Origin of the sequence: Streptomyces sp. NPDC096105, assembly GCF_044763335.1 — a bacterium.
Lineage (GTDB): Bacteria > Actinomycetota > Actinomycetes > Streptomycetales > Streptomycetaceae > Streptomyces.
The window spans coordinates 420,735-442,716 of the sequence record NZ_JBIWGC010000002.1; the positions used below are offsets into that span (position 1 = coordinate 420,735).

The following is a 21,982-nucleotide window of genomic DNA, read 5'->3' on the forward strand; positions in this document are numbered from 1 at the left end:
TACCTGAGAGGGATGCCCCGGAACCCGTCTCGGCGGGGACGACCGGGGTCACCCGGTCGGCCTACCGTGTGAGCGTGACCGAGACGACGCACCAGCAGTCCCCGCGCACCGGGGACGGGGACCGCAGCCCGGAGTACCGGCTGGTCCAGAACTCCCTCAGGGGTCTGCGCCAGGACCTGTTCCACGACCCCTTCGCCTACCGCCCGCTGGGCCCCCGGCCGGCGACCGGCCCGCTCCTGCGCCGGCTGCCCGCGCGGACGCGCTCCGCCGCCGAGCGGCTCCCGCACGCGGTGGTGGGGGCGATCGCGCTGCTCACCCTGCTGATCGGCGCCATCTCGGGCAGCCAGCCCGGCGGAGACGTCAGGGCACTGCTGACCGGTCTGCTGTGCGCGCTCCCCGTGGTCGCCACGCTGACCCGGCCGGTCGGCGCGTTCTGGCTGTCCATCGCCGTGAGCCCGGTGACCGCGCTGCTCAACGGCGGGGGGACCGACTGGCCGTGGATGCCCGGCGCGTTCGTCAGCCACCTCACCGTGCTGGTGGTGGTCGCGCTGCGCACCCGGCCCCGCACCGCCGTCTGGATGTGGGTCGTCACCCTCGTCTACGCCCTGCTCTCGGACGTCTTCATCGGCGGGTCGTACTACTACACCAACGGCGGGCCGATGCTGGTGACGTCGGCGTTCGCCCTGCTCGTGGTCTGCCTCTGGCACGTCCGGCACACCGCCCAGCAGGAGGTGACCGCCCAGCAGACCGTCACCGCGCAGGAGCGGTCCCGGCGCACCCTGCTGGAGGAGCGCACCACCATCGCCCGCGAGCTGCACGACGTGGTGGCCCACCACATGTCGGTGGTCGCCATCCAGGCCGAGGCCGCGCCGTACCGGGTGGAGAACCCGCCGGAGGAACTGGAGCGCGCCTTCGCCACCATCCGGGAGAACGCGGTCGCCGCCCTCACCGAGCTGCGCCGCATCCTCGGCGTGGTCCGCGCCGAGGACTACGAGGTCCCGGACGCCCCGCAGCCCACCCTCGCCGATCTGGACGCCCTGCTGGTCAACGTGCGGGACGCCGGTCTGACCGTGGAGAAGGTGGTGACCGGCGCGGTGCGGGAGCTGCCGCAGGGCGTGGAGCTGTCGGCGTACCGGATCGTGCAGGAGGCGCTGAGCAACAGCCTGCGGCACGCGCCCGGCGCGAGCGCCCGCGTGGAGATCGGGTACGTTCTCGGCGGGCTCGGCGTGCGGGTCGTCAACGGCCCGATGCCCGAGCCGAGCCTGGTGAAGCCCACCCGTCACCCGGCCACCGCCCCTGAGGGAGGGCTTCGCCCGCCCTCTCCGGCCGGAGCCGGTCACGGCATCACCGGCATGCGCGAGCGGGTCGCCATGCTGAACGGCGAGATGACCGCCGGGCCGACCGAGGACGGCGGCTACGAGGTCGCGGTGTTCCTGCCGGTCACCGCGGTGAACGAGGGTGACGCATGACCATTCGCGTGCTGATCGCGGACGACCAGATGATGGTGCGCGAGGGCTTCTCGGTGCTGCTCAACGCGATGCCGGACATCGAGGTCGTCGGCGAGGCCGTCAACGGACGGCAGGCGGTCGAGAAGGTCCGGGAACTGGCCCCGGACGTGGTCCTGATGGACATCCGCATGCCGGAGCTGAACGGCATCGAGGCGACCCGGGAGATCGTCGCCGCGGACGACGCGGCGAAGGTGCTGGTGCTGACCACCTTCGACCTCGACGAGTACGTCTACCAGGCGCTGCGCGCGGGCGCCTCCGGCTTCCTGCTCAAGGACGCCTCCGCCCGCCAGCTCGCCGACGGCGTCCGGGTCGTCGCGGCCGGCGAGGCGCTGCTCGCCCCGTCGGTCACCCGGCGGCTGATCACCGAGTTCTCCAAGCTGTCCGACGTACCGCGGGTGCTGCCGTCCGCGCAGGGGACGTACGGGGACCTCACCGAGCGGGAGACGGAGGTGCTGGTGCTGATCGCGCAGGGCCTGTCGAACGCGGAGATCGCCGGGCGGCTGGTGGTCGCCGAGTCGACGATCAAGACGCACGTGAGCCGCATCCTGGTGAAGCTGGGCCTGCGGGACCGCACCCAGGCGGCGGTGTTCGCGTACGAGGCGCGCCTCGTCACGCCGGGCTGAGCCCGCGCGCCCTAGGGTGAGGCGCATGGAACAGCGCATCACCCTGATCACGCTGGGGGTCACCGACCTCGCCCGCGCCAAGGCCTTCTACGAGGCCCTGGGCTGGCGGGGACAGGAGGTCCAGGACACCGTCTTCTTCCAGGCGGGCGGTCTCGGGGTCGTCCTGTGGGGGCGGGACGAGCTGGCGCGGGACTCCGGTCTCGAACCCGGGGCCCCGGGCGGGTTCGGCGGCATCGTCCTCGCGCACAACGTCCGCTCCGACGCCGAGGTCGACGAACTGCTCGCGACGGTGGAACGGGCCGGCGGGACCGTCACCAAGCCGGCCGTCCTCAACGGCATCGGCTTCTACTCCGGCGCCTTCACCGACCCCGACGGCCACGTCTGGGAGGTCGCCCACAACCCCGGCCTCCCGCTCGCCGAGGACGGCACGGTCACCGTCCCCGACTTCGGCGCCGCCTGACGTACGCCCGGTACCCCTGGTCAGAGGGCGGGGCGGCGGTCTACCGTCCGTCCATGGCAGCCCCTTCCGACCTCGCTTTCGACCCGTGGGACCCCGCGTTCGTCGCCGACCCGTACCCCGCCTACGCCGAACTGCGCGCACAGGGCCGGGCGCGGTACTTCGAGCCGACGGACCAGTGGCTGGTCGCGCATCACGCGGACGTCTCGGCGCTGCTGCGCGACCGGCGCCTGGGACGGACGTACCTGCACCGGTTCAGCCACGAGGAGTTCGGCCGCACGCCCCCGCCGCCGGAGCACGAGCCGTTCCACACGCTCAACGACCACGGCATGCTCGACCTCGAACCGCCGGACCACACCCGCATCCGCCGCCTGGTGTCGAAGGCGTTCACCCCGGGCACGGTCGAGAGGCTGCGGCCGTACGTGCGCCGGCTCGCGGACGACCTGGTGGCGCGGCTCGTCGCGGAGGGCGGCGGCGACCTGCTGCGGGACGTCGCCGAGCCGCTGCCGGTCGCGGTGATCGCGGAGATGCTGGGCATCCCGGAGTCCGACCGCGCGCCGCTGCGGCCCTGGTCGGCGGACATCTGCGGGATGTACGAGCTGAACCCGGGCGAGGAGGCCGCGGCGAAGGCGGTCCGGGCGTCGCTCGAGTTCTCCGACTACCTGCGCGGACTGATCGCCGAACGCCGCGAGAACCCCGGGGACGACCTGATCTCCGGCCTGATCGCCGCCCACGACGAGGACGACCGGCTCACCGAGCAGGAGATGATCTCCACCTGCGTCCTGCTGCTGAACGCGGGCCACGAGGCGACCGTGAACTCCACGGTCAACGGCTGGTGGGCGCTGTTCCGCCACCCCGGCCAGCTCGCCGCCCTGCGCGCCGACCACTCCCTCGTCCCCACCGCCGTCGAGGAGCTGATGCGCTACGACACCCCGCTGCAGCTCTTCGAACGCTGGGTGCTGGACGAGATCGAGATCGACGGCCAGGTGATCCCCCGGGGCGCGGAGATCGCCATGCTGTTCGGCTCCGCCAACCACGACCCGGCGGTCTTCGCCGACCCGTCCCGCCTGGACCTCACCCGTCGCGACAACCCGCACATCTCCTTCAGCGCCGGCATCCACTACTGCATCGGCGCCCCGCTGGCCCGCATCGAACTGGCCGCCTCGATGACGGCCCTCCTGGAACAGGCCCCCGCCCTCCGCCCGGCGGCGGAACCGGTGCGCAGGCCGAACTTCGTGATCCGGGGGCTGGAAGGGCTGGCGGTCGAGGTCTGACCCGGCCGGCCCGCGCCGCGTGCCCCGCCCGGCGGGGCGGGTTCCACCGGACGAGGGCTCTTCGGTACGGCCACCACGGCTACTTCGTGTCCAGGTCCCGCCGCCGGAAGCCCGCCAGGCCCAGCCACACCAGACCGGCGGCGACGAGGGTCAGCAGGAGCAGCGGGGTCAGGTCCAGGTCCGCGGCGGGGAGCCGGGGGACGTGGCCGAACGGGGAGAGGTTCTTCATCCAGTCCGGGAACCGGAGGATCTCGCCGAGGTAACCGACCACGAAGGCGTACACCGGCACGGCCCAGGCCGCCGCACTCGCCCGCGGGAACCAGCCGAAGAGCACCACGGCCACCCCGATCGTGACCCACAGGGCGGGCGCGTACGCGAGGGCCGCCCCCACCAGCTCCGGGAGCAGTCCGCCGTCTCCGGTCGAGGCCGCGCCCGCGACGCCGAAGCCGAGCCCGGCCAGCAGCAGGACGAACGTACCGCCGCCCATGGCCACGGCCAGGTGGCCGCCGGCCCAGCGGGTGCGGGAGAGACCGGTGGCGAGCAGGGGTTCGGCGCGGCCCGCGGTCTCCTCGGAGCGGGGCCGCAGGGCCGCCATGACGACGTACACCGCCGCCACCACCGCGAGGACCACCATGACCATGGAGGCGAAGGACTCGGCGACGCCGGCCCCGCCGATGCGCTCCAGGGCCTCCTGGACCTGGTCGATGTCCTTCAGCATGTCCTCGGCGTCCCCGAGGATCGACCCGTACATCGCGCCCATCAGGAACAGGCCCGCGCCGAAGCCGGCCAGCATGCCGCGGTGCAGCCGCAGGGCGAAGCCGGACGGCGTGGTGAGCGCGGCGGAGGCGGTGGGCGGACCCAGTCTCTCCGGACGCAGGCCCGCGCCCACGTCCCGCCGGGTGGAGAGCACGAAGCCCGTCGCCGCGAGCGCCGCCGCGAGCACCAGGCAGAGCAGGAGCGGCCACCAGCGGTCGTCGACGTACGGGTAGCTGCGCTGCACCCAGCCGATCGGGGACAACCAGGACAGGGCGTCGTTCTCGCCGCTGTCGCCGGCGGCCCGCAGCACGTAGGCGACGCCGACGACCGCGAGCGCCGTGCCGGACGCGCCGCGCGCGTGCGCGGTGATCTGGGCGGTGACCGCGGCGACGGCGGCGAAGACGAGGCCGACGGCGGCGTGGGCGAGGCCGTAGAGCAGCGAGCCCGCCGGGTCGACGCCCTCCAGGCCCAGGCCGGCCAGGCCGAGGGCCAGCAGCAGCGCCAGGGCGAGGTTGGCCAGGACCGCGGCGGACAGGGCCGCGGCGAGGTGGGCGTGGCGGCCCACGACGGCCGAGCGCACCAGTTCGGCGCGGCCCGTCTCTTCCTCGGCGCGGGTGTGCCGGGTGACGATCAGCACGCTCATGAGGCCGACGAGGACGGCCGTGAAGCCGAGCATCTGGTGGCTCAGCATGGAGCCGAAGCCGTAGTCGTCGAGGTAGTGGCGGGGGCCGGACATGGCGAGGCCGGCCGGGCTGTCCATGCTCCGGACGGCGTTCGCCCGCTCCTGCGGGTCGTCGTACAGAGTGCGGAAGCTGTTCGCCGTGGCGAGCGTGCCGAGGGACAGGGCCAGGACCCACACCGGGAGCCGGACCCGGTCCCGGCGCAGGACGAAGCGGATCAGCGTCCGGGTCCCGGCCAGCGCGTTGCCGCCGGTGACCGGGCCGGTGGGGGCCGGAGCCCGCGGGGTGGTGGTCCCGGTGGTCATCGCGGGTTCCCGTCCGCGCTCCGGCCGGCGCCGTGCCCGTTGGCGGCGAGCTCGTCGCCGTAGTGGCGGAGCATCAGTTCCTCCAGGGTCGGCGGGTGGCTGGTCAGGCTGCGGATGCCGAACTCGCTGAGCCTGCGGACGACCCTGTCGAGCTGTCCGCCGTCGACGGCGAAGCGGACCCGGCCGGTGGTCTCGTCGAGGATCCGCAGGTCGTGGACACCGGGCAGCCCGTCCAGGCCGCCGGCGGGCCGCTCGGTCTCCGCCTCGACGGTGGTGCGGGTCAGGTGGCGCAGCTCGCCGAGGGTGCCGGACTGGACGGTGCGCCCCTGCCGGATGATGCTCACCCGGTCGGCGAGCTTCTCCACCTGGGCCAGGATGTGGCTGGAGAGCAGGACGGTCCGGCCGGCGGCCTTGGCCTCGCCGACGACGTCCTGGAAGACGACCTCCATGAGCGGGTCCAGTCCCGAGGTCGGCTCGTCCAGGAGCAGCAGCTCGGCGTCGGAGGCGAGCGCGGCGACGATGGCGACCTTCTGCCGGTTGCCCTTGGAGTAGGCGCGGCCCTTCTTGGTGGGGTCCAGGTCGAAGCGGTCGAGGAGCTCGGCGCGCCGCTGCCGGTCCAGGCCGCCGCGCAGCCGCGCCAGCAGGTCGATGGCCTCGCCGCCGGTGAGGTTCGGCCACAGCTCGACGTCGCCGGGGACGTAGGCGAGGCGGCGGTGGAGCTCCACGGCGTCCGACCAGGGGTCCCGGCCGAGCACCCGGGCGGCGCCGGAGTCGGCGCGCAGCAGGCCGAGCAGGACGCGGAGGGTGGTGGACTTCCCGGCGCCGTTGGGGCCGAGGAAGCCGTGGACCTCGCCGGACTCGACGTCCAGGTCGAGGCCGTCGAGCGCGCGTGTGCGGCCGAACGACTTGTGGAGTCCGGAGACGCTGATGGCTTTGGTCACATTTCAGAACGTACGCTTCTTTCAGAAATTTGTGAAGAGAGAGAAGTCTATGAAGCGGGGGTTAGACTGGTGAACGCTGTCTGAGCAGGGGAGATGATCGGGCGATGGCGGAGCCGGCCGGAACGGACCGGGACCCGGAGGCGGTCTCGCGGTTCGTGGAGCAGTTCGCCGCGCAGCTGGTGGAGGCGGGACTCCCGCGGATGCCCGCCCGCGTCTTCGCGGCCCTGCTCTCCTCCGACACCGGCGTGCTGACCTCCGCCGAGCTGGGGGAGCGGCTGAGGATCTCGCCGGCCGCGGTCTCCGGAGCGGTGCGTTATCTGGCGCAGCAGCACATGGTCTCCCGCGAACGGGAACCGGGCTCGCGCCGGGAGCGGTACCGCGTGCACGGCAACCAGTGGTACGAGGCCCTCGCCAACCGCGAGACCGTCATCCGGCGCTGGGAGGACGGCCTGCGCGAGGGCGTCGCCAGCCTGGGCCCGGCCACCCCGGCGGGCCGCCGGCTGGCGGAGACGCTGGCCTTCTTCGAGTTCGTCGAGAGGGAGGTCGAGGCGATGATGGAGCGCTGGCGGGTCTGCCGGGAGGAGCAGTTCGGACGGGGGTGAGGGGCGGGCGGGAGAGCCCGTCGCACGACCGTGACCGGTCGGCCGCTCCGAGTCGTCGCCGGTCCGTCCCGTCCGCTACCGCGCCGGCAGCACCAGCCCCCACGCCTCCTCCCGCACCACCCACGTCCGGGTCCGCACCGGTCCCGACACCAGCGCGTCCGCCCGGTAGCGGAAGTGGGCGCCCGACACGGTCACCGCGCGTCCCTCGGCCACCAGCGGGGGCGCCTCCGCGTCCACCGAGGCCGGCCGCACCTCGACCCGGGCCGTCCCCAGGGCGCAGGGAACGACCGACACGGTCCGCACCGGCTGGTGCAGGTCGACGAGCGTCTCCCCGTCGACCTCCACCCGCAGCCGCGCGGTTCCCGACTCGGGAGCGGAGACGATCCTGGACGGCCGGGCCGGCACCAGGGTCCGGACGAGGGACTGGCACGTCCGCAGCCAGGGGCGCCCCACCGCGGCCGCCCGCGCCCCGAGCGGCGGGATCCGCAGCGCGCCGAGCACCACGCCGTCGCTGTCGTCGACCAGCAGGTCCATCCGCCGCTCCGCCCCGTCCAGCACGGCCCGCGCCGCGGCCACCGCCCCGGACGGCACGCCCAGCGACCGGGCGAGCGACACGGAGCCGCCGACCGGGACCAGGGACAGGGCGCACCCGGCCAGCTCACGCTGCCGGTGCAGCAGCTCCACCGCGCGGACCAGGGCCCGGTCGTCGCCCACCACCACCGGACGCCGTGAGCCGCGCCGGGCCAGCACCCGGGCGAACTCCTCGGGGCCGTCCGGCAGGCACACCTTCGCCCTCGCCGCACCCGCGCGGAGCACGTCCCGCGCGATCCGGACCGACTCGCCGTCCGCCCGCCGGGCGACCGGATCGATGACCACCAGGAGCTGATCGGACGTCGCGGAAGACGTCCCGGATGTCGCCACCTCGGCCATGCCTCGCTTCCTCGGGTAGCATCTTTGTGCAAGAGCCCCTTTGCGCTATTGCGCCAGGGGCTTCGTCTATTCCGGGGCATCCGGTCCGACGGTTGGCGGCCAACGGTGGTCGCGGTGCACGCGGCGGAGATCCTCCGTGTGCGCCCCTGACCTTGGACATGCCCCGCCCGGAAGGGGTGTACGCGCGTGCCCGCACTTGTGCTGCTCGGTGCTCAGTGGGGTGACGAAGGCAAGGGAAAGGCGACGGACCTGCTCGGTGGTTCCGTCGACTATGTGGTGCGCTACCAGGGCGGCAACAACGCCGGCCACACGGTGGTCGTGGGCGACCAGAAGTACGCCCTGCACCTGCTGCCTTCCGGGATCCTGTCCCCCGGCTGCACGCCGGTCATCGGCAACGGCGTCGTCGTCGACCCGTCGGTCCTGCTCTCCGAGCTGAGCGGTCTGAACGAGCGCGGCGTCGACACGTCCAAGCTCCTGATCAGCGGTAACGCGCACATCATCACGCCGTACAACGTGACGGTGGACAAGGTGACCGAGCGCTTCCTCGGCAAGCGCAAGATCGGGACCACCGGCCGCGGCATCGGCCCGACCTACGCCGACAAGATCAACCGCGTCGGCATCCGGGTGCAGGACCTCTACGACGAGTCGATCCTCACCCAGAAGGTCGAGGCGGCCCTCGACGTCAAGAACCAGGTGCTCACCAAGCTCTACAACCGGCGCGCGATCGCCGTGGAGCAGGTGGTCGAGGAGCTGCTGGGCTACGCGGAGAAGCTGGCGCCGTACGTCGCCGACACCGTGCTGGTGCTGAACGAGGCGCTGGAGCAGGACAAGGTGGTCCTCTTCGAGGGCGGCCAGGGCACCCTGCTCGACATCGACCACGGCACGTACCCCTTCGTCACCTCGTCCAACCCGACCGCGGGCGGCGCCTGCACGGGCGCGGGCGTCGGCCCGACGAAGATCAGCCGGGTCATCGGCATCCTGAAGGCGTACACCACCCGCGTCGGCGCAGGACCGTTCCCGACGGAGCTGTTCGACGAGGACGGCGAGGCGCTGCGCCGCATCGGCGGCGAGCGGGGCGTCACCACCGGCCGTGACCGCCGCTGCGGCTGGTTCGACGCGGTGATCGCCCGCTACGCGACCCGGGTGAACGGCCTGACCGACTTCTTCCTCACCAAGCTCGACGTCCTCACCGGCTGGGAGCAGATCCCGGTCTGCGTGGCGTACGAGATCGACGGCAGGCGCGTCGAGGAGCTGCCGTACTCGCAGACGGACTTCCACCACGCGAAGCCGGTCTACGAGATGCTGCCGGGCTGGAGCGAGGACATCAGCAAGGCGAAGTCCTTCTCCGACCTGCCGAAGAACGCCCAGGCGTACGTGAAGGCACTGGAGGAGATGTCCGGCGCCCCGATCTCCGCGATCGGCGTGGGCCCGGGCCGCGACGAGACGATCCAGATCAACTCGTTCCTCTGAGCCGCCCCGAGGCGCCTTCGAGCCGCCTCCGGGTCCGCTCCGCCGGCCGCCGGTGTCCCCGACGGGGGCGCCGGCGGCCGGCGCGTCCCCGTCCTCAGCTGAAGACGATCATCGAGCCCTGCGCCAGGCTTCGGGTCGCCGCCGCGTGCAGGCCCAGCCACACGTGGCGTTCGCGGGCGAACGGGCTCGGGTCGTAGGGGGCGGGCAGGGCCGGCTCCTCCAGTTCGGTGGGGGCCCGCGGCGGCTCGGGCGCGGCCGGCGGGTTCGCCGGGTCGATGCCGATGGCCGGGGCGACCAGCTCCAGTTCGCGCAGCAGCGCGTGCGAGGAGCCCAAGGGGCCGCCCCCGGCGAGGAGTTCGTCGCTGGACAGCGGGCTCGGGAAGTCGACGGGTACGTACGCGCCCGCGTGGTCGTAGTGCCACACCAGGTGCGACCGCTGGGCCGTCGCCTCGAACATCTCCAGCAACTGCTCGTAGTCGCCGCCCAGTTCGTCGACCGGGGTGACCGGGAGGCCGCACACCTGGAGCAGGTACACGCGCCGCAGGAAGTGCAGGGCGTCGTAGTCGAACCCGGCGACCGGGGCGACGTCGCCGGTCAGTCCCGGCATGTACGGGTACACCGGCACCGGCGGCAGCCCCGCGTCGGCGAGCACCGTGTCGTACTGCGCGAGTTCCTCGGCGAAGGGGTTGTCGGGCGTCTGGCACAACACGTCGACGAGCGGTACCAGCCACAGGTCACAGGCCAAAAGAGGGCTCCTCGCATCGCGGGGTCGTCGGGCGGGACGTCCGGTTCGTGAAGAAGGTTCAGGACGTGGGTCAGGGAAGCGTATCGGCGTCCCGTGCGGGCGGACCCTCCGCTGCGGGCCGTCGTACAGGTCCCTTACCCGTCCCGCCGGACGTCAGGCCCTCGACGAGGGACAGGGAGTACGCGGTGTACCCGTCGAGGATGTCACGCACGGCATCGGTGTCGCCCCGCGTCAGGGCGTCCACCAGCTCGGTGTGCCGTGCCCAGAGCCGGCCCCGCGGATCGGGCAGCCGCCGCAGGTGCTGCACCACGCACACCCACATCTGCACCCGCAGCCGGTGCAGGAAGTCGGTGAGGTACGGGTTGCCGAACGCGGACGCCAGTTCCCGCCAGAACCGCAGGTCGTAGCCGATCAGCACGGTGACCTCACCGGCCAGGGCCGCGCGCCGGGCCTCCTCGCCGCGCCGGCGCACCCCGGCGAGGTGCGCGGCCAGCCGGGGCTCCTCGGGCCGCAGGTGCGGCGGGCCGCCGTGGGTCAGCGCGTGGAACATCCCGTCGGTGACCAGGCGGCGCGCCTCGATCATGCCGCGGAAGTCGTCGGCGGTGTACTCGTGCACCCGGAAGCCCCGGTGCTGGTCGGCGTCGAGCAGGCCCTGCGCCGACAGGTCGACCAGCGCCTCCCGCACCGGCGTCGCCGACACCCCGTACTGCTCGGCGATCTCCTTGACCGTGAACGCCTGCCCCGGCTGGAGCCGCCCGGCCAGCACCTCGTCACGGAGCGCGTCGACGATCTGCTGCCGCAGGGTGCTGCGGGTCACGGCGACGTCGCCGCTGAGGCGGGGCATGGTCGGGGCGTCTCCCTCATCGCGTTCGAGTGGCGTGCTCGCGAGAAATCACGGGCACGCCACCTTACGCGGTGCGGCGAGGGCTTACGCGGTGCGGCGAGAGCGCCGGATGTTCGAACGGGCGCGGGCGGACACCCGCCGCGCGCCCGTCCGGGACCGGTGACGCCGGCCCCGCCCGCCGGTCACCGCACGTGTTCGTCGGCCACCGACAGGGCCGCGTCCAGGGCCGCCAGACCCTCCTTCAGCTCGGCCCGGCCGGTGTTGAGCGGCGGCACCACGTGGGTGCGGTTCATGTTCACGAAGGGCCAGAGGCCGGCCTTCTTCGCGGCGGCGGCGAAGGCGGCCATCGGGGCGTTCGCCTCTCCGGACGCGTTGTACGGCACCAGCGGCTCCCGGGTCTCGCGGTCGCGCACCAGCTCCACCGCCCAGAACATGCCGGTGCCGCGCACCTCGCCCACGCTCGGGTGGCGTTCGGCCAGCTCCCGCAGGCCGGGGCCGACGACGGACGCGCCGAGGGCGGCCGCGTTCTCGACGATGCCCTCCTCCTCCATCACGTTGATCGTCGCGACGGCGGCGGCGCAGGCCAGCGGGTGTCCGGAGTAGGTCAGGCCGCCCGGGTAGGGGCGGGTGGCGAAGGTGGCGGCGATCTCCGCGGAGAGGGCGACACCGCCCAGCGGGACGTAGCCGGAGTTGACGCCCTTGGCGAAGGTCATCAGGTCCGGGACGACGTCGTACAGGTCGGCCGCGAACCACGTGCCGGTCCGGCCGAACCCGGCCATCACCTCGTCCAGCACCATGACGATGCCGTACGTGTCGCACAGTTCGCGGACCCCGGCGAGGTAGCCGGGCGGGGGCGGCATGATGCCGGCGGTGCCCGGGATGGTCTCCAGGACGATCGCGGCGATCGTCGAGGGCCCCTCGAAGGCGATCGTCGTCTCCAGGTGCTCCAGCGCCCGCGCGCACTCCTGCTCCTCGGTCTCGGCGTAGAAGCGCGAGCGGTACAGGAACGGCGCCCAGAAGTGCACGACCCCGGCGGTGGCGCTGTCGGAGGCCCAGCGGCGCGGGTCACCGGTGACGTTCACGGCCTGCTGGGTGCCGCCGTGGTACGAGCGGTAGGCGGAGAGGACCTTGGGGCGGCCGGTGTGCAGCCGGGCCATGCGCAGGGCGTGCTCGACGGCGTCGGCGCCGCCGTTGGTGAAGAAGATCTTGTCCAGGTCGCCCGGGGTGCGCTCGGCGATCAGCCGGGCCGCCTCCGAGCGCGCCTCGACGGCGAACGCGGGCGCGAACGTCGTCATCCGCGCCGCCTGCTCCTGGATCGCGGCGACGACCTTGGGGTGCTGGTAACCGATGTTGGTGTAGACGAGGCCGCTGGTGAAGTCCAGGTAGCGGCGGCCGTCGTAGTCCCAGAAGTACGACCCCTCCGCCCCGGCGACGGCGAGCGGGTCGATGAGCTCCTGCGCGGACCAGGAGTGGAACACATGCGCACGGTCGGCGGCCTTGACGGCCGCCCCGGCCTCGGGGCTGGGCTGAGGGGTCATGCGCCCGAGGGTAGGCGGGGGCGGCGTGGAGCGACATGGGCGGCCTGTCTGCGGTCCAGGACTTTCCGCGACAGGTTGTCGACGAGGGGGCGCGGTGCACCCTTGACACCCTGCTGTCATAGTGACAGCCTACTGTCAAACCTCGGCAGAGGAACCGACCCCCAGGGAGCGGTCATGACCCGCAAGCCCGTGCACCTCGCCCTCTACGACACCTGGGCCGACTGGGAGACCGGTCACGCCACCGCGCACCTCGCCCTCGCGGGCTTCGAAGTCCGCACCGCCACCCGCGGCGGCCGGCCCGTCACCAGCATGGGCGGCCTCCGCGCCCAGCCCGACCTCGCGCTGGAGGACCTGCGCCCCGAGGACAGCGCGCTGCTGATCCTCCCCGGCGCCACCGCCTGGGACGAGGGTGACGGCCTCGCCCCCGCCGCCCGCGCCGCCCGCGCCTTCCTCGACGCCGGCGTGCCGGTCGCCGCGATCTGCGGCGCCACCGCCGGGCTCGCCCGCGAGGGCCTGCTCGACGACCGCGCGCACACCAGCGCCGCCGCCCCCTACCTCGCGGCGACCGGATACGCGGGCGCCGGCCGGTACGTCGACGCCGACGCCGTCACCGACGGCCTCCTCGTCACCGCGGGACCGACCGAACCGGTCGCCTTCGCCCGCGAGATCCTCACGCTGCTCGGCGCCTACGACGACAAGGCGACCGACGCCTGGTACCGGCTGTTCCACGACTCCGACCCGGGCGCCTTCGCGGAGTGGACGGAGGCGGTGAGCCGGTGAGCCGGGACGCACAGGACCTGCTCAGCCGGGGCGCGCTCGGCGCCTTCCGGCTCAACGGCCAGTTCCTCGCGGTCGCCGAGGAACTGGCCCGCCCCGCCGGACTCACCGCCGCCCGGTGGCAGGTGCTGGGCGCGGTGCTCCGCGACCCGCTGCCGGTGTCCGGGATCGCCCGCGCCATGGGCATCACCCGGCAGAGCGTGCAGCGCGTCGCCGACCTGCTGGTGGAGCAGGGCCTCGCCGAGTACCGGCCCAACCCCGCCCACCGGCGGGCCAAACTCCTCGCCCCGACCGGGGCGGGACACGCGGCCGTCCGCCGCATCGGCCCCGGCCACGCGGCCTTCGCCGCCCGGCTCGCCGAGGCGTACCGCGAGGCGCACGGGGAGGAGGGACTCGCCGAGGCGGTGCGGGCGCTGGAACGCCTGTCCACGGTGCTCGACGGCCTGGGCCCGCCTGTTACGGAACCGTAGACGTCGCCCGACTCGCCGGGGACCGACCCGCCACTATCCTCGATCCGTTGCTCACTGCGGGGGGAAGGCGGCGCAGCGATGGACAAGCTCGGGACCGGGGATCCGCAGACCATCGGGGGCTACCGGCTGCTCGCACGGCTGGGCGGCGGCGGCATGGGCCAGGTCTACCTCGCCCGCTCCGACCGCGGACGCACCGTCGCCGTGAAGCTGGTCCGCGAGGAGCTGGCCCGGGAGGAGGAGTTCCGTGCCCGCTTCCGCCAGGAGGTGCGGGCCGCCCGGCAGGTCGGCGGCGACTGGACCGCGCCGGTGCTGGACGCCGACACCGAGGCGGCCGTGCCGTGGGTGGCCACCGGGTACGTCGCCGGGCCGAGCCTCCAGCAGGTGGTGGGCCACGACCACGGGGCGCTGCCCGAGCGGTCGGTGCGCATCCTCGCCGCCGGCCTCGCGCACGCCCTGAAGGACATCCACGCGGCCGGGATCGTCCACCGCGACCTCAAGCCGTCCAACGTGCTCGTCACCATCGACGGGCCGCGCGTCATCGACTTCGGCATCGCCCGGGCGCTGGAGACGGCGACCGACGGCGGGCTCACCCGCACCGGGGCGCTCGTCGGCTCGCCCGGCTTCATGGCGCCCGAGCAGGTGCGCGGCGACCGCATCACGCCCGCCTGCGACGTGTTCTGCCTCGGCTCGGTGCTCGCCTACGCCGCGACCGGCACGCTGCCGTTCGGCACCGCCAACAGCGGGGTGCACGCGCTGATGTTCCGCATCGCGCAGGAGGAGCCCGACCTGACGCAGGTGCCGGAGGGGCTCGCGGACCTGGTGCGGGCGTGCCTGCGCAAGGACCCGGCCGCGCGGCCCACGCTCGACGAGGTGCTGGCCCGGACGGGCGCGGAGGACACCGTCGCCGACGGCCGGTCCCGTGACCCGTGGCTGCCCGGCGCGCTGGTCGCCCAGCTGGGCCGCCACGCGGTCCGGCTCCTCGACGCGGAGGACCCGGAGGCGCCGGGAGCGTCGGGAGGGGGTCCTTCGGGCACCGCTCCCGCACCCCCTGAGCACGCGCGCGCCGCGGACGACGGGGCCGCGCCGTCCCCGGACGCGCCCGCACCGGCCCCGCCGGGGCAGCCCGGGGTGAACCACCTGCCGACGGCCGTGGCCGGCCACGGCGGCGACCCCGCCCCGCCGCCCGGACCGGCGCCGGGCGGCGCGTACGGCGGGGGCGCCTACGGTCACCCCCAGCAGCACCCGCAGCCGCCCGCGTACGGCCACCCGTACGGCGGCCAGGGCGCGGGCGGCACCCCTCCGTACGGGCCGCCGCCCTTCCCGGGACCGCCGCAGCCGTACGGGCCGCCGCACGAGCCGCGTCGCGACAACCGCTCCACCGCGCTGCTCGTGGTGATCGCGCTGGTCGTGGCGCTCGCCGCGGGCGGCACCGTGTACGCGCTGATGAGCGGCGCGGGAAGCGACGACCGCGCGGGCGACGGTCCGTCGACGCCCGCCGCGCCGAGCAGCGCGCCGCAGAACACCGGTGACCCGGCCACCGCGGACGACGCGCCCGCGACGGAGGCGGACACGCGCTCGCCGAGCGCCGGCACGTCCGCGGACGGGACGGTCCCCCCGGAGTTCCTGGGCCGTTGGTCCTCCGGCATCGACAACGACAGCGGCTCGCACAGCCGTCGCCTCACCGTGCAGCAGGGCGAGGTCGGCGACACCGTGATGTCCCTGGTGGCCGACGGGCCCACCGGCGACGGCACCTACCACTGCGTCTTCGAGGCGCGCCTCACCGGCACCTCCGACGGCCGGCTGCAGATCGGCCCGTCCACCGTCACCGTCGGCGAACCGCGCGGCGCCTGCACACCCGGTTCCGCCAGCGAGATCAGCCTGCTCCCCGACGGCTCCCTGCGCCGCGTCAGCGACGGCACCGGGGAGGAGCTGACGTACACGCGGGACTGAACGGCCGGTCTGCCCCGCCTCTCCCGGAGGGGGCGGGCGAGGGTCACGCCCGGAGCGCGGGGCGCACGAGGTGACGGGAGACGTGTGGTCCGGGTGGCCCGGGAGGTCGCACGCGCTGTGCACAGCGTGAGGACAGACGCGGGTGCGCGCCGTGCACGGCAGTGAGCGCGGGGTGGTGGTGTGCGCCGCGCGCGGCGGTGGGGTCGGGTGGGCTGTGTGCGCCGTGCACGGCGTGAGGACAGACGCGGGTGCGCGCCGTGCACGGCGTGAGGACAGACGCGGGTGCGCGCCGTGCACGGCGGTGAGCGCGGGGTGGTGGTGTGCGCCGCGCGCGGCGGTGGGGCCGGATGGGCTGTGCGCGCCACGCACGGCGTGAGAGTCGGCGCGCGCGTACGCCGCGCGCCCCGGTGAGGGCGGGGCGCGCTCGGTGCACCGTCGGTCGGGGAAGGCCGGGCCCCGGGTCGCCACCGCCCCGGCGGAGAACCTCAGCGCGTCTCCGGCGGCCGCTGCCGGGGCATGTTCGGCCGGGCCCCGTTCGGCGGGGCCGGGAAACGGCCGGGCGGGAGGGCGGCCTCCGGGCGGCCCGCACCGCCCAGCGCCGTCCGCACCCCCAGCGGAGCGCCCCCGCCGCGGAACTCCATCATCCAGTCCGCCGTCTCCACCCGGACCAGCTCCGTCACGTCCTCCGTGAAGCGCCGCAGCACCGTCAGGCACCGCTCCGCCGCCTCACCGGCCGTGCCCTCGGCCGGCCCCAGCACCTCGCGCACGCACTCCGACGCCCAGTCGAACTGGAACGCCTGCAGCCGCCGGTGCACCGCCTGCGCCGTCGCCACGTCCCGCATCCAGCCGGACGTCATCCCGAAGAACCGGTCGCCCGCCACGCACGCCACGGCGAGCAGCAGCGCGAGGTACCCCCAGGGCGTGACGCCGTCCGCCGCCCCGGTCAGATCGAGCAGCGGCAGCGCGGCCCCGGTCAGCGCGCCCAGCGCCGTGCCGGTCCGCAGCGCCCACGCGCAGCGCCGTTTCCACATCCGGTCCTCGAGGTACCACGCGGCGGTGTCCAGCGCCCCGCGCTCCACCCACCGGTACAGCTCGTCCAGCCGCGCGGCCGGTTCGCCCCAGTCCCCGAGCGGGAACGCCCGCCCGGCGGGGCCGCCCGGCCGCAGCCCCGCCGCGCCTTCGCCCCGCCCGTCGTGAGGCCGACCTTCGGGCTGCATCTCCGGCTGACCCACCCGGTATCTCCCCTCCTGAACCGACCTGACCGGCTCCGCGCGCACACACCGTGCGCAGCCGGCCGGTCACGCGTGGTGCTCGCGCGCCGGGCCCTTCCTACCGCCCAACGGGTGGGCGCGTCGGAGGTTCGCGCGCTTTTACGCCCATTAGGGGGCCGTGATCAGGTATAGGGCCCCGGAGGGGACTCACCCGAAAGAGTGCCGGGGCGACGGCTGCCTCGAGCACGTAGGCTCGTGCCGAGCGGTGCGACCGTCGCACCGGACCGACGTACCGACCTCTAGGAGCCGAATCGTGATCCCCGGTGGTGGCCAGCCCAACATGCAGCAGCTGCTCCAGCAGGCCCAGAAAATGCAGCAGGACCTGGCCAAGGCCCAGGAGGAACTGGCGCGCACGGAGGTCGAGGGCCAGGCGGGCGGCGGTCTGGTGAAGGCCACCGTCACCGGCTCCGGCGAACTGCGGGCGCTGAAGATCGACCCGAAGGCGGTGGACCCGGAGGACACCGAGACCCTCGCGGACCTGGTCGTCGCGGCGGTCCAGGCGGCGAACGAGAACGCGCAGGCGCTCCAGCAGCAGAAGCTCGGCCCGCTGGCCCAGGGCCTCGGCGGGGGCGGCATCCCCGGCCTGCCCTTCTGAGCGAGGCCGCCGGCCCGGGTCTTTGGGGCCCCGGGCCTCCCGGAGCGCGGGGCTTCTAAGCGGGGCCGCGGGCCTCTACCGTACGTAGTGAAGGAACACCAGGAAGGACGGCAGTCCGTTGTACGAAGGCGTGGTCCAGGACCTCATCGACGAGCTGGGGCGGCTGCCCGGCGTCGGTCCCAAGAGCGCGCAGCGGATCGCCTTCCACATCCTGCAGGCGGAACCGACGGACGTACGGCGTCTGGCGCAGGCGCTGATGGAGGTCAAGGCGAAGGTCCGCTTCTGCGCGGTCTGCGGGAACGTGGCGCAGGAGGAGCGGTGCGGCATCTGCCGCGACAGCAGGCGCGACCCCGCGGTCATCTGCGTCGTGGAGGAGCCGAAGGACGTCGTCGCGATCGAGCGCACGCGTGAGTTCCGCGGCCGCTACCACGTGCTGGGCGGCGCGATCAGCCCGATCGACGGGGTGGGCCCCGACGACCTGCGCATACGGGAACTCCTGGCCCGGCTGGCGGACGGCACGGTCACCGAGCTGATCCTCGCCACGGACCCCAATCTCGAAGGCGAGGCCACAGCCACGTACCTCGCCCGCATGATCAAGCCCATGGGCCTGAGGGTCACCCGCCTGGCCAGCGGCCTCCCGGTGGGCGGTGACCTGGAATACGCGGACGAGGTCACGCTCGGCCGCGCCTTCGAGGGGAGACGACTCCTAGATGTCTGACGCCACGCTGCACGCGACCGACCAGAACCCGGACGACTTCGCGGTCCAGATCGCCGATCAGATCGAGAGCTTCCTGGTCGCCGTCACGGAGGTCGCGAAGGGCGACGAGCCGGACTCGGCGGTGCCCTTCCTCCTCCTGGAGGTCTCCCAGCTGCTCCTCGCGGGCGGCCGTCTGGGCGCCCACGAGGACATCGTCCCCGAGGAGCGCTACGAGCCGGACATGGGCCCCGAGCCGGACGTGGACGAGCTGCGCGAGAACCTGGCGCGGCTGCTCGACCCGATCGACGTCTACTCCGAGGTCTTCGACCCGTACGAGCCGCGCAAGGCCCCGGTGCCGGCGCGCATCTCCGACGACCTCACCGACGTCATCACGGACCTGCGCCACGGCATGGCCCACTACAAGGCGGGCCGCACGTCGGAGGCGCTGTGGTGGTGGCAGTTCTCCTACTTCTCCAACTGGGGCTCCACGGCGTCGGCGACCCTGCGCGCCCTGCAGTCGGTCGTCGCCCACGTCCGCCTGAACCAGCCCCTGGCCGAACTCGACGGCCTGGACACCGACCAGGGCCTGCGCGACGAGACCCTCGAGGCCGAGGCCGGCAAGGTCATGGCCGAGGAGATCGCCACCCCGCTGGGCATGCGCCCGGTCACGTGATGGGAAAAGCGTGAGCGAAGAGCAGGCGACCGTCCATCGGACGCTCGGACGAGCGCTCAGCGGACGGAATCAGCCGGTGTGTTCACGCTTCGCGGGGAGTGTGTGCCCGCCGGTGTCCGCCGCGTGAGCGACAGCGTGTGCGTGGGCGACGCGGGCAGGGACTCCGGCGTCCCGCGAGCGGACCGCGCGTACGGCGGCCGAAACCCACGTGGGGGGACACCGCCGCCTGCGTGAGGTCCGCGCCGTCCGGGAGGGCCGCACACCCGGCCCCTCGGAGATCTCGCCGACCGAAAAGGACCGCCTCCCGTGTGACGCGGGGCACTTTTCCGAGTGGTGGGCGCCGGTCTGGGCAGGAGCCCCCCGCGAGCGTCCGAAGTCTCACCATGCGATATCTCGAGGGGCGGATTTTCGGACGCCGATAGACTGAGCCGACCGCAGCGGACACACATGTGTGCGGACTGTGGACAACGACGGACTGAGCGAGGAGCGCACGTGGGCCTTGTCGTGCAGAAGTACGGAGGCTCCTCCGTAGCCGATGCCGAAGGCATCAAGCGCGTCGCCAAGCGGATCGTGGAAGCCAAGAAGAACGGCCACCAGGTGGTCGCCGTGGTTTCCGCGATGGGCGACACGACGGACGAGCTGATCGATCTCGCCGAGCAGGTTTCCCCGATCCCTGCCGGCCGCGAGCTCGACATGCTGCTGACCGCCGGAGAGCGGATCTCCATGGCCCTGCTGGCCATGGCGATCAAGAACCTGGGCCACAACGCCCAGAGCTTCACCGGCAGCCAGGCAGGTGTCATCACCGACTCGGTCCACAACAAAGCCCGCATCATCGATGTCACGCCGGGCCGCATCCAGGCCTCGGTGGACGAGGGCAACATCGCCATCGTCGCCGGGTTCCAGGGCGTCAGCCAGGACACCAAGGACATCACCACGCTCGGCCGCGGCGGCTCCGACACCACCGCCGTCGCCCTCGCCGCGGCGCTCGACGCCGAGGTGTGCGAGATCTACACGGACGTCGACGGTGTGTTCACCGCCGACCCGCGCGTGGTGACGAAGGCCAGGAAGATCGACTGGATCTCGTTCGAGGACATGCTCGAACTGGCCGCCTCCGGTTCCAAGGTGCTGCTCCACCGCTGTGTGGAGTACGCCCGCCGGTACAACATCCCGATCCACGTCCGTTCGTCCTTCAGCGGACTGCAGGGCACGTGGGTCAGCAGCGAGCCGATCGAGCAAGGGGACAAGCAGGTGGAGCAGGCTCTCATCTCCGGTGTCGCACACGACACCTCCGAGGCCAAGGTCACGGTCGTCGGCGTGCCCGACAAGCCCGGCGAGGCCGCGTCGATCTTCCGCACCATCGCGGACGCCGAGATCAACATCGACATGGTCGTGCAGAACGTGTCCGCCGCGTCCACCGGCCTGACGGACATCTCCTTCACCCTGCCGAAGTCCGAGGGCCGCAAGGCCATCGACGCCCTGGAGAAGAACAAGGGCGCCATCGGCTTCGACTCCCTGCGCTACGACGACCAGATCGGCAAGATCTCCCTGGTCGGCGCGGGCATGAAGACCAACCCCGGTGTCACCGCCGACTTCTTCACCGCGCTCAGCGACGCCGGCGTGAACATCGAGCTGATCTCGACCTCCGAGATCCGTATCTCGGTCGTCACCCGCAAGGACGACGTGCCGGAGGCCGTGCGCGCCGTGCACACCGCCTTCGGTCTCGACTCCGACAGCGACGAGGCCGTGGTCTACGGAGGCACCGGCCGCTGATGACCGGGACCGCAGGACCCGGGCGTTCCGGGCGGCCGACGCTCGCGGTCGTGGGAGCGACCGGGGCCGTCGGCACGGTCATGCTCCAGATCCTGTCCCAGCGCGCGGACATCTGGGGCGAGATCAGGCTCATCGCCTCCCCGCGCTCAGCCGGCCGCAAGCTGGCCGTGCGCGGGGAGGAGGTCGAGGTGATGGCGCTCACCGAGGAGGCCTTCGACGGGGTCGACGTCGCCATGTTCGACGTGCCCGACGAGGTCGCCGCCGTGTGGGCGCCCGTCGCCGCCGCGCGCGGCGCGGTCGTCGTCGACAACTCCGGCGCCTTCCGCATGGACCCGGACGTGCCGCTGGTCGTCCCCGAGGTCAATCCGCACGCGGTACGCAGCCGCCCGCGCGGCATCGTCGCCAACCCGAACTGCACCACCCTGTCGATGATCGTCGCGCTCGGCGCGCTGCACGCCGAGTTCGGCCTGCGCGAGCTGGTCGTCTCGTCGTACCAGGCGGTCAGCGGCGCCGGCCAGGCCGGCGTGCGGACGCTGCGCGAGCAACTGTCCCTGGTGGCCGGTACCGACCTGGGCACCAGCCCGGGCGACGTACGGCGGGCCGTGGGGGACAACACCGGGCCGTTCCCGGAGCCGGTCGCGCTGAACGTCGTGCCGTGGGCCGGTTCGCTGCGCGAGGACGGCTGGTCGTCCGAGGAGATGAAGGTGCGGGACGAGTCCCGCAAGATCCTCGGCCTGCCCGCCCTCCCGGTCGCGGTCACCTGCGTGCGCGTCCCCGTGGTCACCGTGCACTCCCTCACCGTGCACGCCCGTTTCGAGAACGAGGTCACCGTCGGCAAGGCGCGCGAGATCCTCGCCACCGCCCCCGGCGTGGTCCTCTTCGACAACCCGGCCGCGGGCGAGTTCCCCACCCCCGCCGACGTCGTCGGCACCGATCCGACCTGGGTCGGGCGGGTGCGCCGGGCCCTGGACGACCCCACGGCGCTGGAGCTGTTCGTGTGCGGGGACAACCTGCGCAAGGGCGCCGCGCTCAACACCGCGCAGATCGCCGAGCTGATAGCCGCGGAGCACAAGGCCGCCTGACGCACGGCCGCCTGACGTACGGCC

General features: G+C 73.4%; 21 protein-coding genes. 14 read left to right on the forward strand and 7 right to left on the reverse strand.

Features of this window, described 5'->3' with window-relative positions; genetic code table 11:
* Positions 1 to 74: 74 nt before the first annotated feature.
* The 4 genes from ACIQ8B_RS04755 to ACIQ8B_RS04770 are packed head-to-tail and all read left to right on the forward strand — an operon-like array spanning position 75 to position 3,862.
* Positions 75 to 1,469 carry a histidine kinase gene (locus tag ACIQ8B_RS04755; protein ID WP_403545262.1) on the forward strand — a complete coding sequence of 465 codons (1,395 nt, stop codon included), beginning with the start codon at positions 75 to 77 and terminating at the stop codon, positions 1,467 to 1,469.
* The gene (locus ACIQ8B_RS04760) at positions 1,466 to 2,131 is read left to right on the forward strand and encodes a response regulator (protein ID WP_403545264.1); all 666 of its coding nucleotides are present in this window, start codon (positions 1,466 to 1,468) and stop codon (positions 2,129 to 2,131) included. The genes ACIQ8B_RS04755 and ACIQ8B_RS04760 overlap by 4 nt, the downstream gene beginning before the upstream one ends.
* 25 nt (positions 2,132 to 2,156) lie before the next feature.
* The gene (locus tag ACIQ8B_RS04765) at positions 2,157 to 2,591 is read left to right on the forward strand and encodes a VOC family protein (protein WP_403545266.1); all 435 of its coding nucleotides are present in this window, start codon (positions 2,157 to 2,159) and stop codon (positions 2,589 to 2,591) included.
* 53 nt (positions 2,592 to 2,644) lie between these two features.
* Positions 2,645 to 3,862, forward strand: coding sequence for a cytochrome P450 (locus ACIQ8B_RS04770; RefSeq protein ID WP_403545268.1), 1,218 nt, complete (start codon positions 2,645 to 2,647; stop codon positions 3,860 to 3,862).
* 79 nt (positions 3,863 to 3,941) lie between these two features.
* Here ACIQ8B_RS04770 and ACIQ8B_RS04775 read toward each other — a convergent pair whose 3' ends face one another.
* Together ACIQ8B_RS04775 and ACIQ8B_RS04780 are read right to left on the reverse strand one after the other, a co-directional pair.
* A complete protein-coding gene (locus tag ACIQ8B_RS04775; RefSeq protein WP_403545270.1) occupies positions 3,942 to 5,603 on the reverse strand; it encodes an ABC transporter permease in 1,662 nt (553 codons plus the stop codon).
* A complete protein-coding gene (locus ACIQ8B_RS04780; RefSeq protein ID WP_403545272.1) occupies positions 5,600 to 6,544 on the reverse strand; it encodes an ATP-binding cassette domain-containing protein in 945 nt (314 codons plus the stop codon). Before ACIQ8B_RS04780 ends, ACIQ8B_RS04775 begins: the two co-directional genes overlap by 4 nt.
* Positions 6,545 to 6,648: 104 nt before the next feature.
* Between ACIQ8B_RS04780 and ACIQ8B_RS04785 the strand changes: the two genes are divergently transcribed.
* Complete coding sequence (locus ACIQ8B_RS04785; protein ID WP_106413223.1) at positions 6,649 to 7,146, forward strand: GbsR/MarR family transcriptional regulator; 498 nt, start codon at positions 6,649 to 6,651, stop codon at positions 7,144 to 7,146.
* Between the two features lie 75 nt (positions 7,147 to 7,221).
* Here ACIQ8B_RS04785 and ACIQ8B_RS04790 read toward each other — a convergent pair whose 3' ends face one another.
* Complete coding sequence (locus ACIQ8B_RS04790; RefSeq protein WP_403545274.1) at positions 7,222 to 8,076, reverse strand: diacylglycerol kinase; 855 nt, start codon at positions 8,074 to 8,076, stop codon at positions 7,222 to 7,224.
* 186 nt (positions 8,077 to 8,262) lie between these two features.
* On the opposite strand from ACIQ8B_RS04790, the gene ACIQ8B_RS04795 reads away from it, so the two are divergent.
* Positions 8,263 to 9,546, forward strand: coding sequence for an adenylosuccinate synthase (locus ACIQ8B_RS04795; protein ID WP_290005273.1), 1,284 nt, complete (start codon positions 8,263 to 8,265; stop codon positions 9,544 to 9,546).
* Between the two features lie 94 nt (positions 9,547 to 9,640).
* On the opposite strand, the gene ACIQ8B_RS04800 is transcribed toward ACIQ8B_RS04795, so the two are convergent.
* The 3 genes from ACIQ8B_RS04800 to ACIQ8B_RS04810 all read right to left on the reverse strand — a co-directional run bounded on the left by ACIQ8B_RS04800 (position 9,641) and on the right by ACIQ8B_RS04810 (position 12,673).
* Positions 9,641 to 10,291, reverse strand: coding sequence for a hypothetical protein (locus tag ACIQ8B_RS04800; RefSeq protein ID WP_290005274.1), 651 nt, complete (start codon positions 10,289 to 10,291; stop codon positions 9,641 to 9,643).
* A 70-nt stretch (positions 10,292 to 10,361) separates the two neighbouring features.
* Positions 10,362 to 11,135 (reverse strand): GntR family transcriptional regulator, encoded by a 774-nt coding sequence (locus ACIQ8B_RS04805; RefSeq protein WP_365416877.1) that lies wholly within the window; start codon positions 11,133 to 11,135, stop codon positions 10,362 to 10,364.
* 182 nt (positions 11,136 to 11,317) lie between these two features.
* Entirely contained in the window at positions 11,318 to 12,673 is a 1,356-nt protein-coding gene (locus ACIQ8B_RS04810) for an aspartate aminotransferase family protein (protein ID WP_403545277.1), read from the reverse strand.
* 174 nt (positions 12,674 to 12,847) lie between these two features.
* On the opposite strand from ACIQ8B_RS04810, the gene ACIQ8B_RS04815 reads away from it, so the two are divergent.
* The 3 genes from ACIQ8B_RS04815 (at position 12,848) to ACIQ8B_RS04825 (ending at position 15,870) form a co-directional block, all read left to right on the forward strand.
* Entirely contained in the window at positions 12,848 to 13,453 is a 606-nt protein-coding gene (locus ACIQ8B_RS04815) for a DJ-1/PfpI family protein (protein ID WP_290005278.1), read from the forward strand.
* Entirely contained in the window at positions 13,450 to 13,920 is a 471-nt protein-coding gene (locus ACIQ8B_RS04820) for a MarR family winged helix-turn-helix transcriptional regulator (RefSeq protein ID WP_403545280.1), read from the forward strand. The genes ACIQ8B_RS04815 and ACIQ8B_RS04820 overlap by 4 nt, the downstream gene beginning before the upstream one ends.
* Positions 13,921 to 13,998: 78 nt before the next feature.
* Positions 13,999 to 15,870: a serine/threonine-protein kinase gene (locus ACIQ8B_RS04825; protein WP_403545282.1), complete on the forward strand. Its 1,872-nt coding sequence runs from the start codon at positions 13,999 to 14,001 to the stop codon at positions 15,868 to 15,870.
* 485 nt (positions 15,871 to 16,355) lie between these two features.
* On the opposite strand, the gene ACIQ8B_RS04830 is transcribed toward ACIQ8B_RS04825, so the two are convergent.
* Complete coding sequence (locus ACIQ8B_RS04830; protein WP_403545284.1) at positions 16,356 to 17,102, reverse strand: SLATT domain-containing protein; 747 nt, start codon at positions 17,100 to 17,102, stop codon at positions 16,356 to 16,358.
* A 292-nt stretch (positions 17,103 to 17,394) separates the two neighbouring features.
* On the opposite strand from ACIQ8B_RS04830, the gene ACIQ8B_RS04835 reads away from it, so the two are divergent.
* The 5 genes from ACIQ8B_RS04835 to ACIQ8B_RS04855 all read left to right on the forward strand — a co-directional run bounded on the left by ACIQ8B_RS04835 (position 17,395) and on the right by ACIQ8B_RS04855 (position 21,958).
* Positions 17,395 to 17,736, forward strand: coding sequence for a YbaB/EbfC family nucleoid-associated protein (locus tag ACIQ8B_RS04835; protein ID WP_290005284.1), 342 nt, complete (start codon positions 17,395 to 17,397; stop codon positions 17,734 to 17,736).
* A 118-nt stretch (positions 17,737 to 17,854) separates the two neighbouring features.
* Positions 17,855 to 18,454: a recombination mediator RecR gene (gene recR / locus ACIQ8B_RS04840; protein ID WP_106413213.1), complete on the forward strand. Its 600-nt coding sequence runs from the start codon at positions 17,855 to 17,857 to the stop codon at positions 18,452 to 18,454.
* On the forward strand, positions 18,447 to 19,106 hold the full coding sequence (locus tag ACIQ8B_RS04845; RefSeq protein ID WP_290005288.1) for a DUF5063 domain-containing protein: 660 nt from the start codon (positions 18,447 to 18,449) through the stop codon (positions 19,104 to 19,106). Before recR ends, ACIQ8B_RS04845 begins: the two co-directional genes overlap by 8 nt.
* A gap of 492 nt (positions 19,107 to 19,598) precedes the next feature.
* Positions 19,599 to 20,876: an aspartate kinase gene (locus ACIQ8B_RS04850; RefSeq protein WP_106413211.1), complete on the forward strand. Its 1,278-nt coding sequence runs from the start codon at positions 19,599 to 19,601 to the stop codon at positions 20,874 to 20,876.
* A complete protein-coding gene (locus ACIQ8B_RS04855) occupies positions 20,876 to 21,958 on the forward strand; it encodes an aspartate-semialdehyde dehydrogenase (protein ID WP_403545288.1) in 1,083 nt (360 codons plus the stop codon). Before ACIQ8B_RS04850 ends, ACIQ8B_RS04855 begins: the two co-directional genes overlap by 1 nt.
* The last annotated feature ends 24 nt before the right edge of the window (positions 21,959 to 21,982 follow it).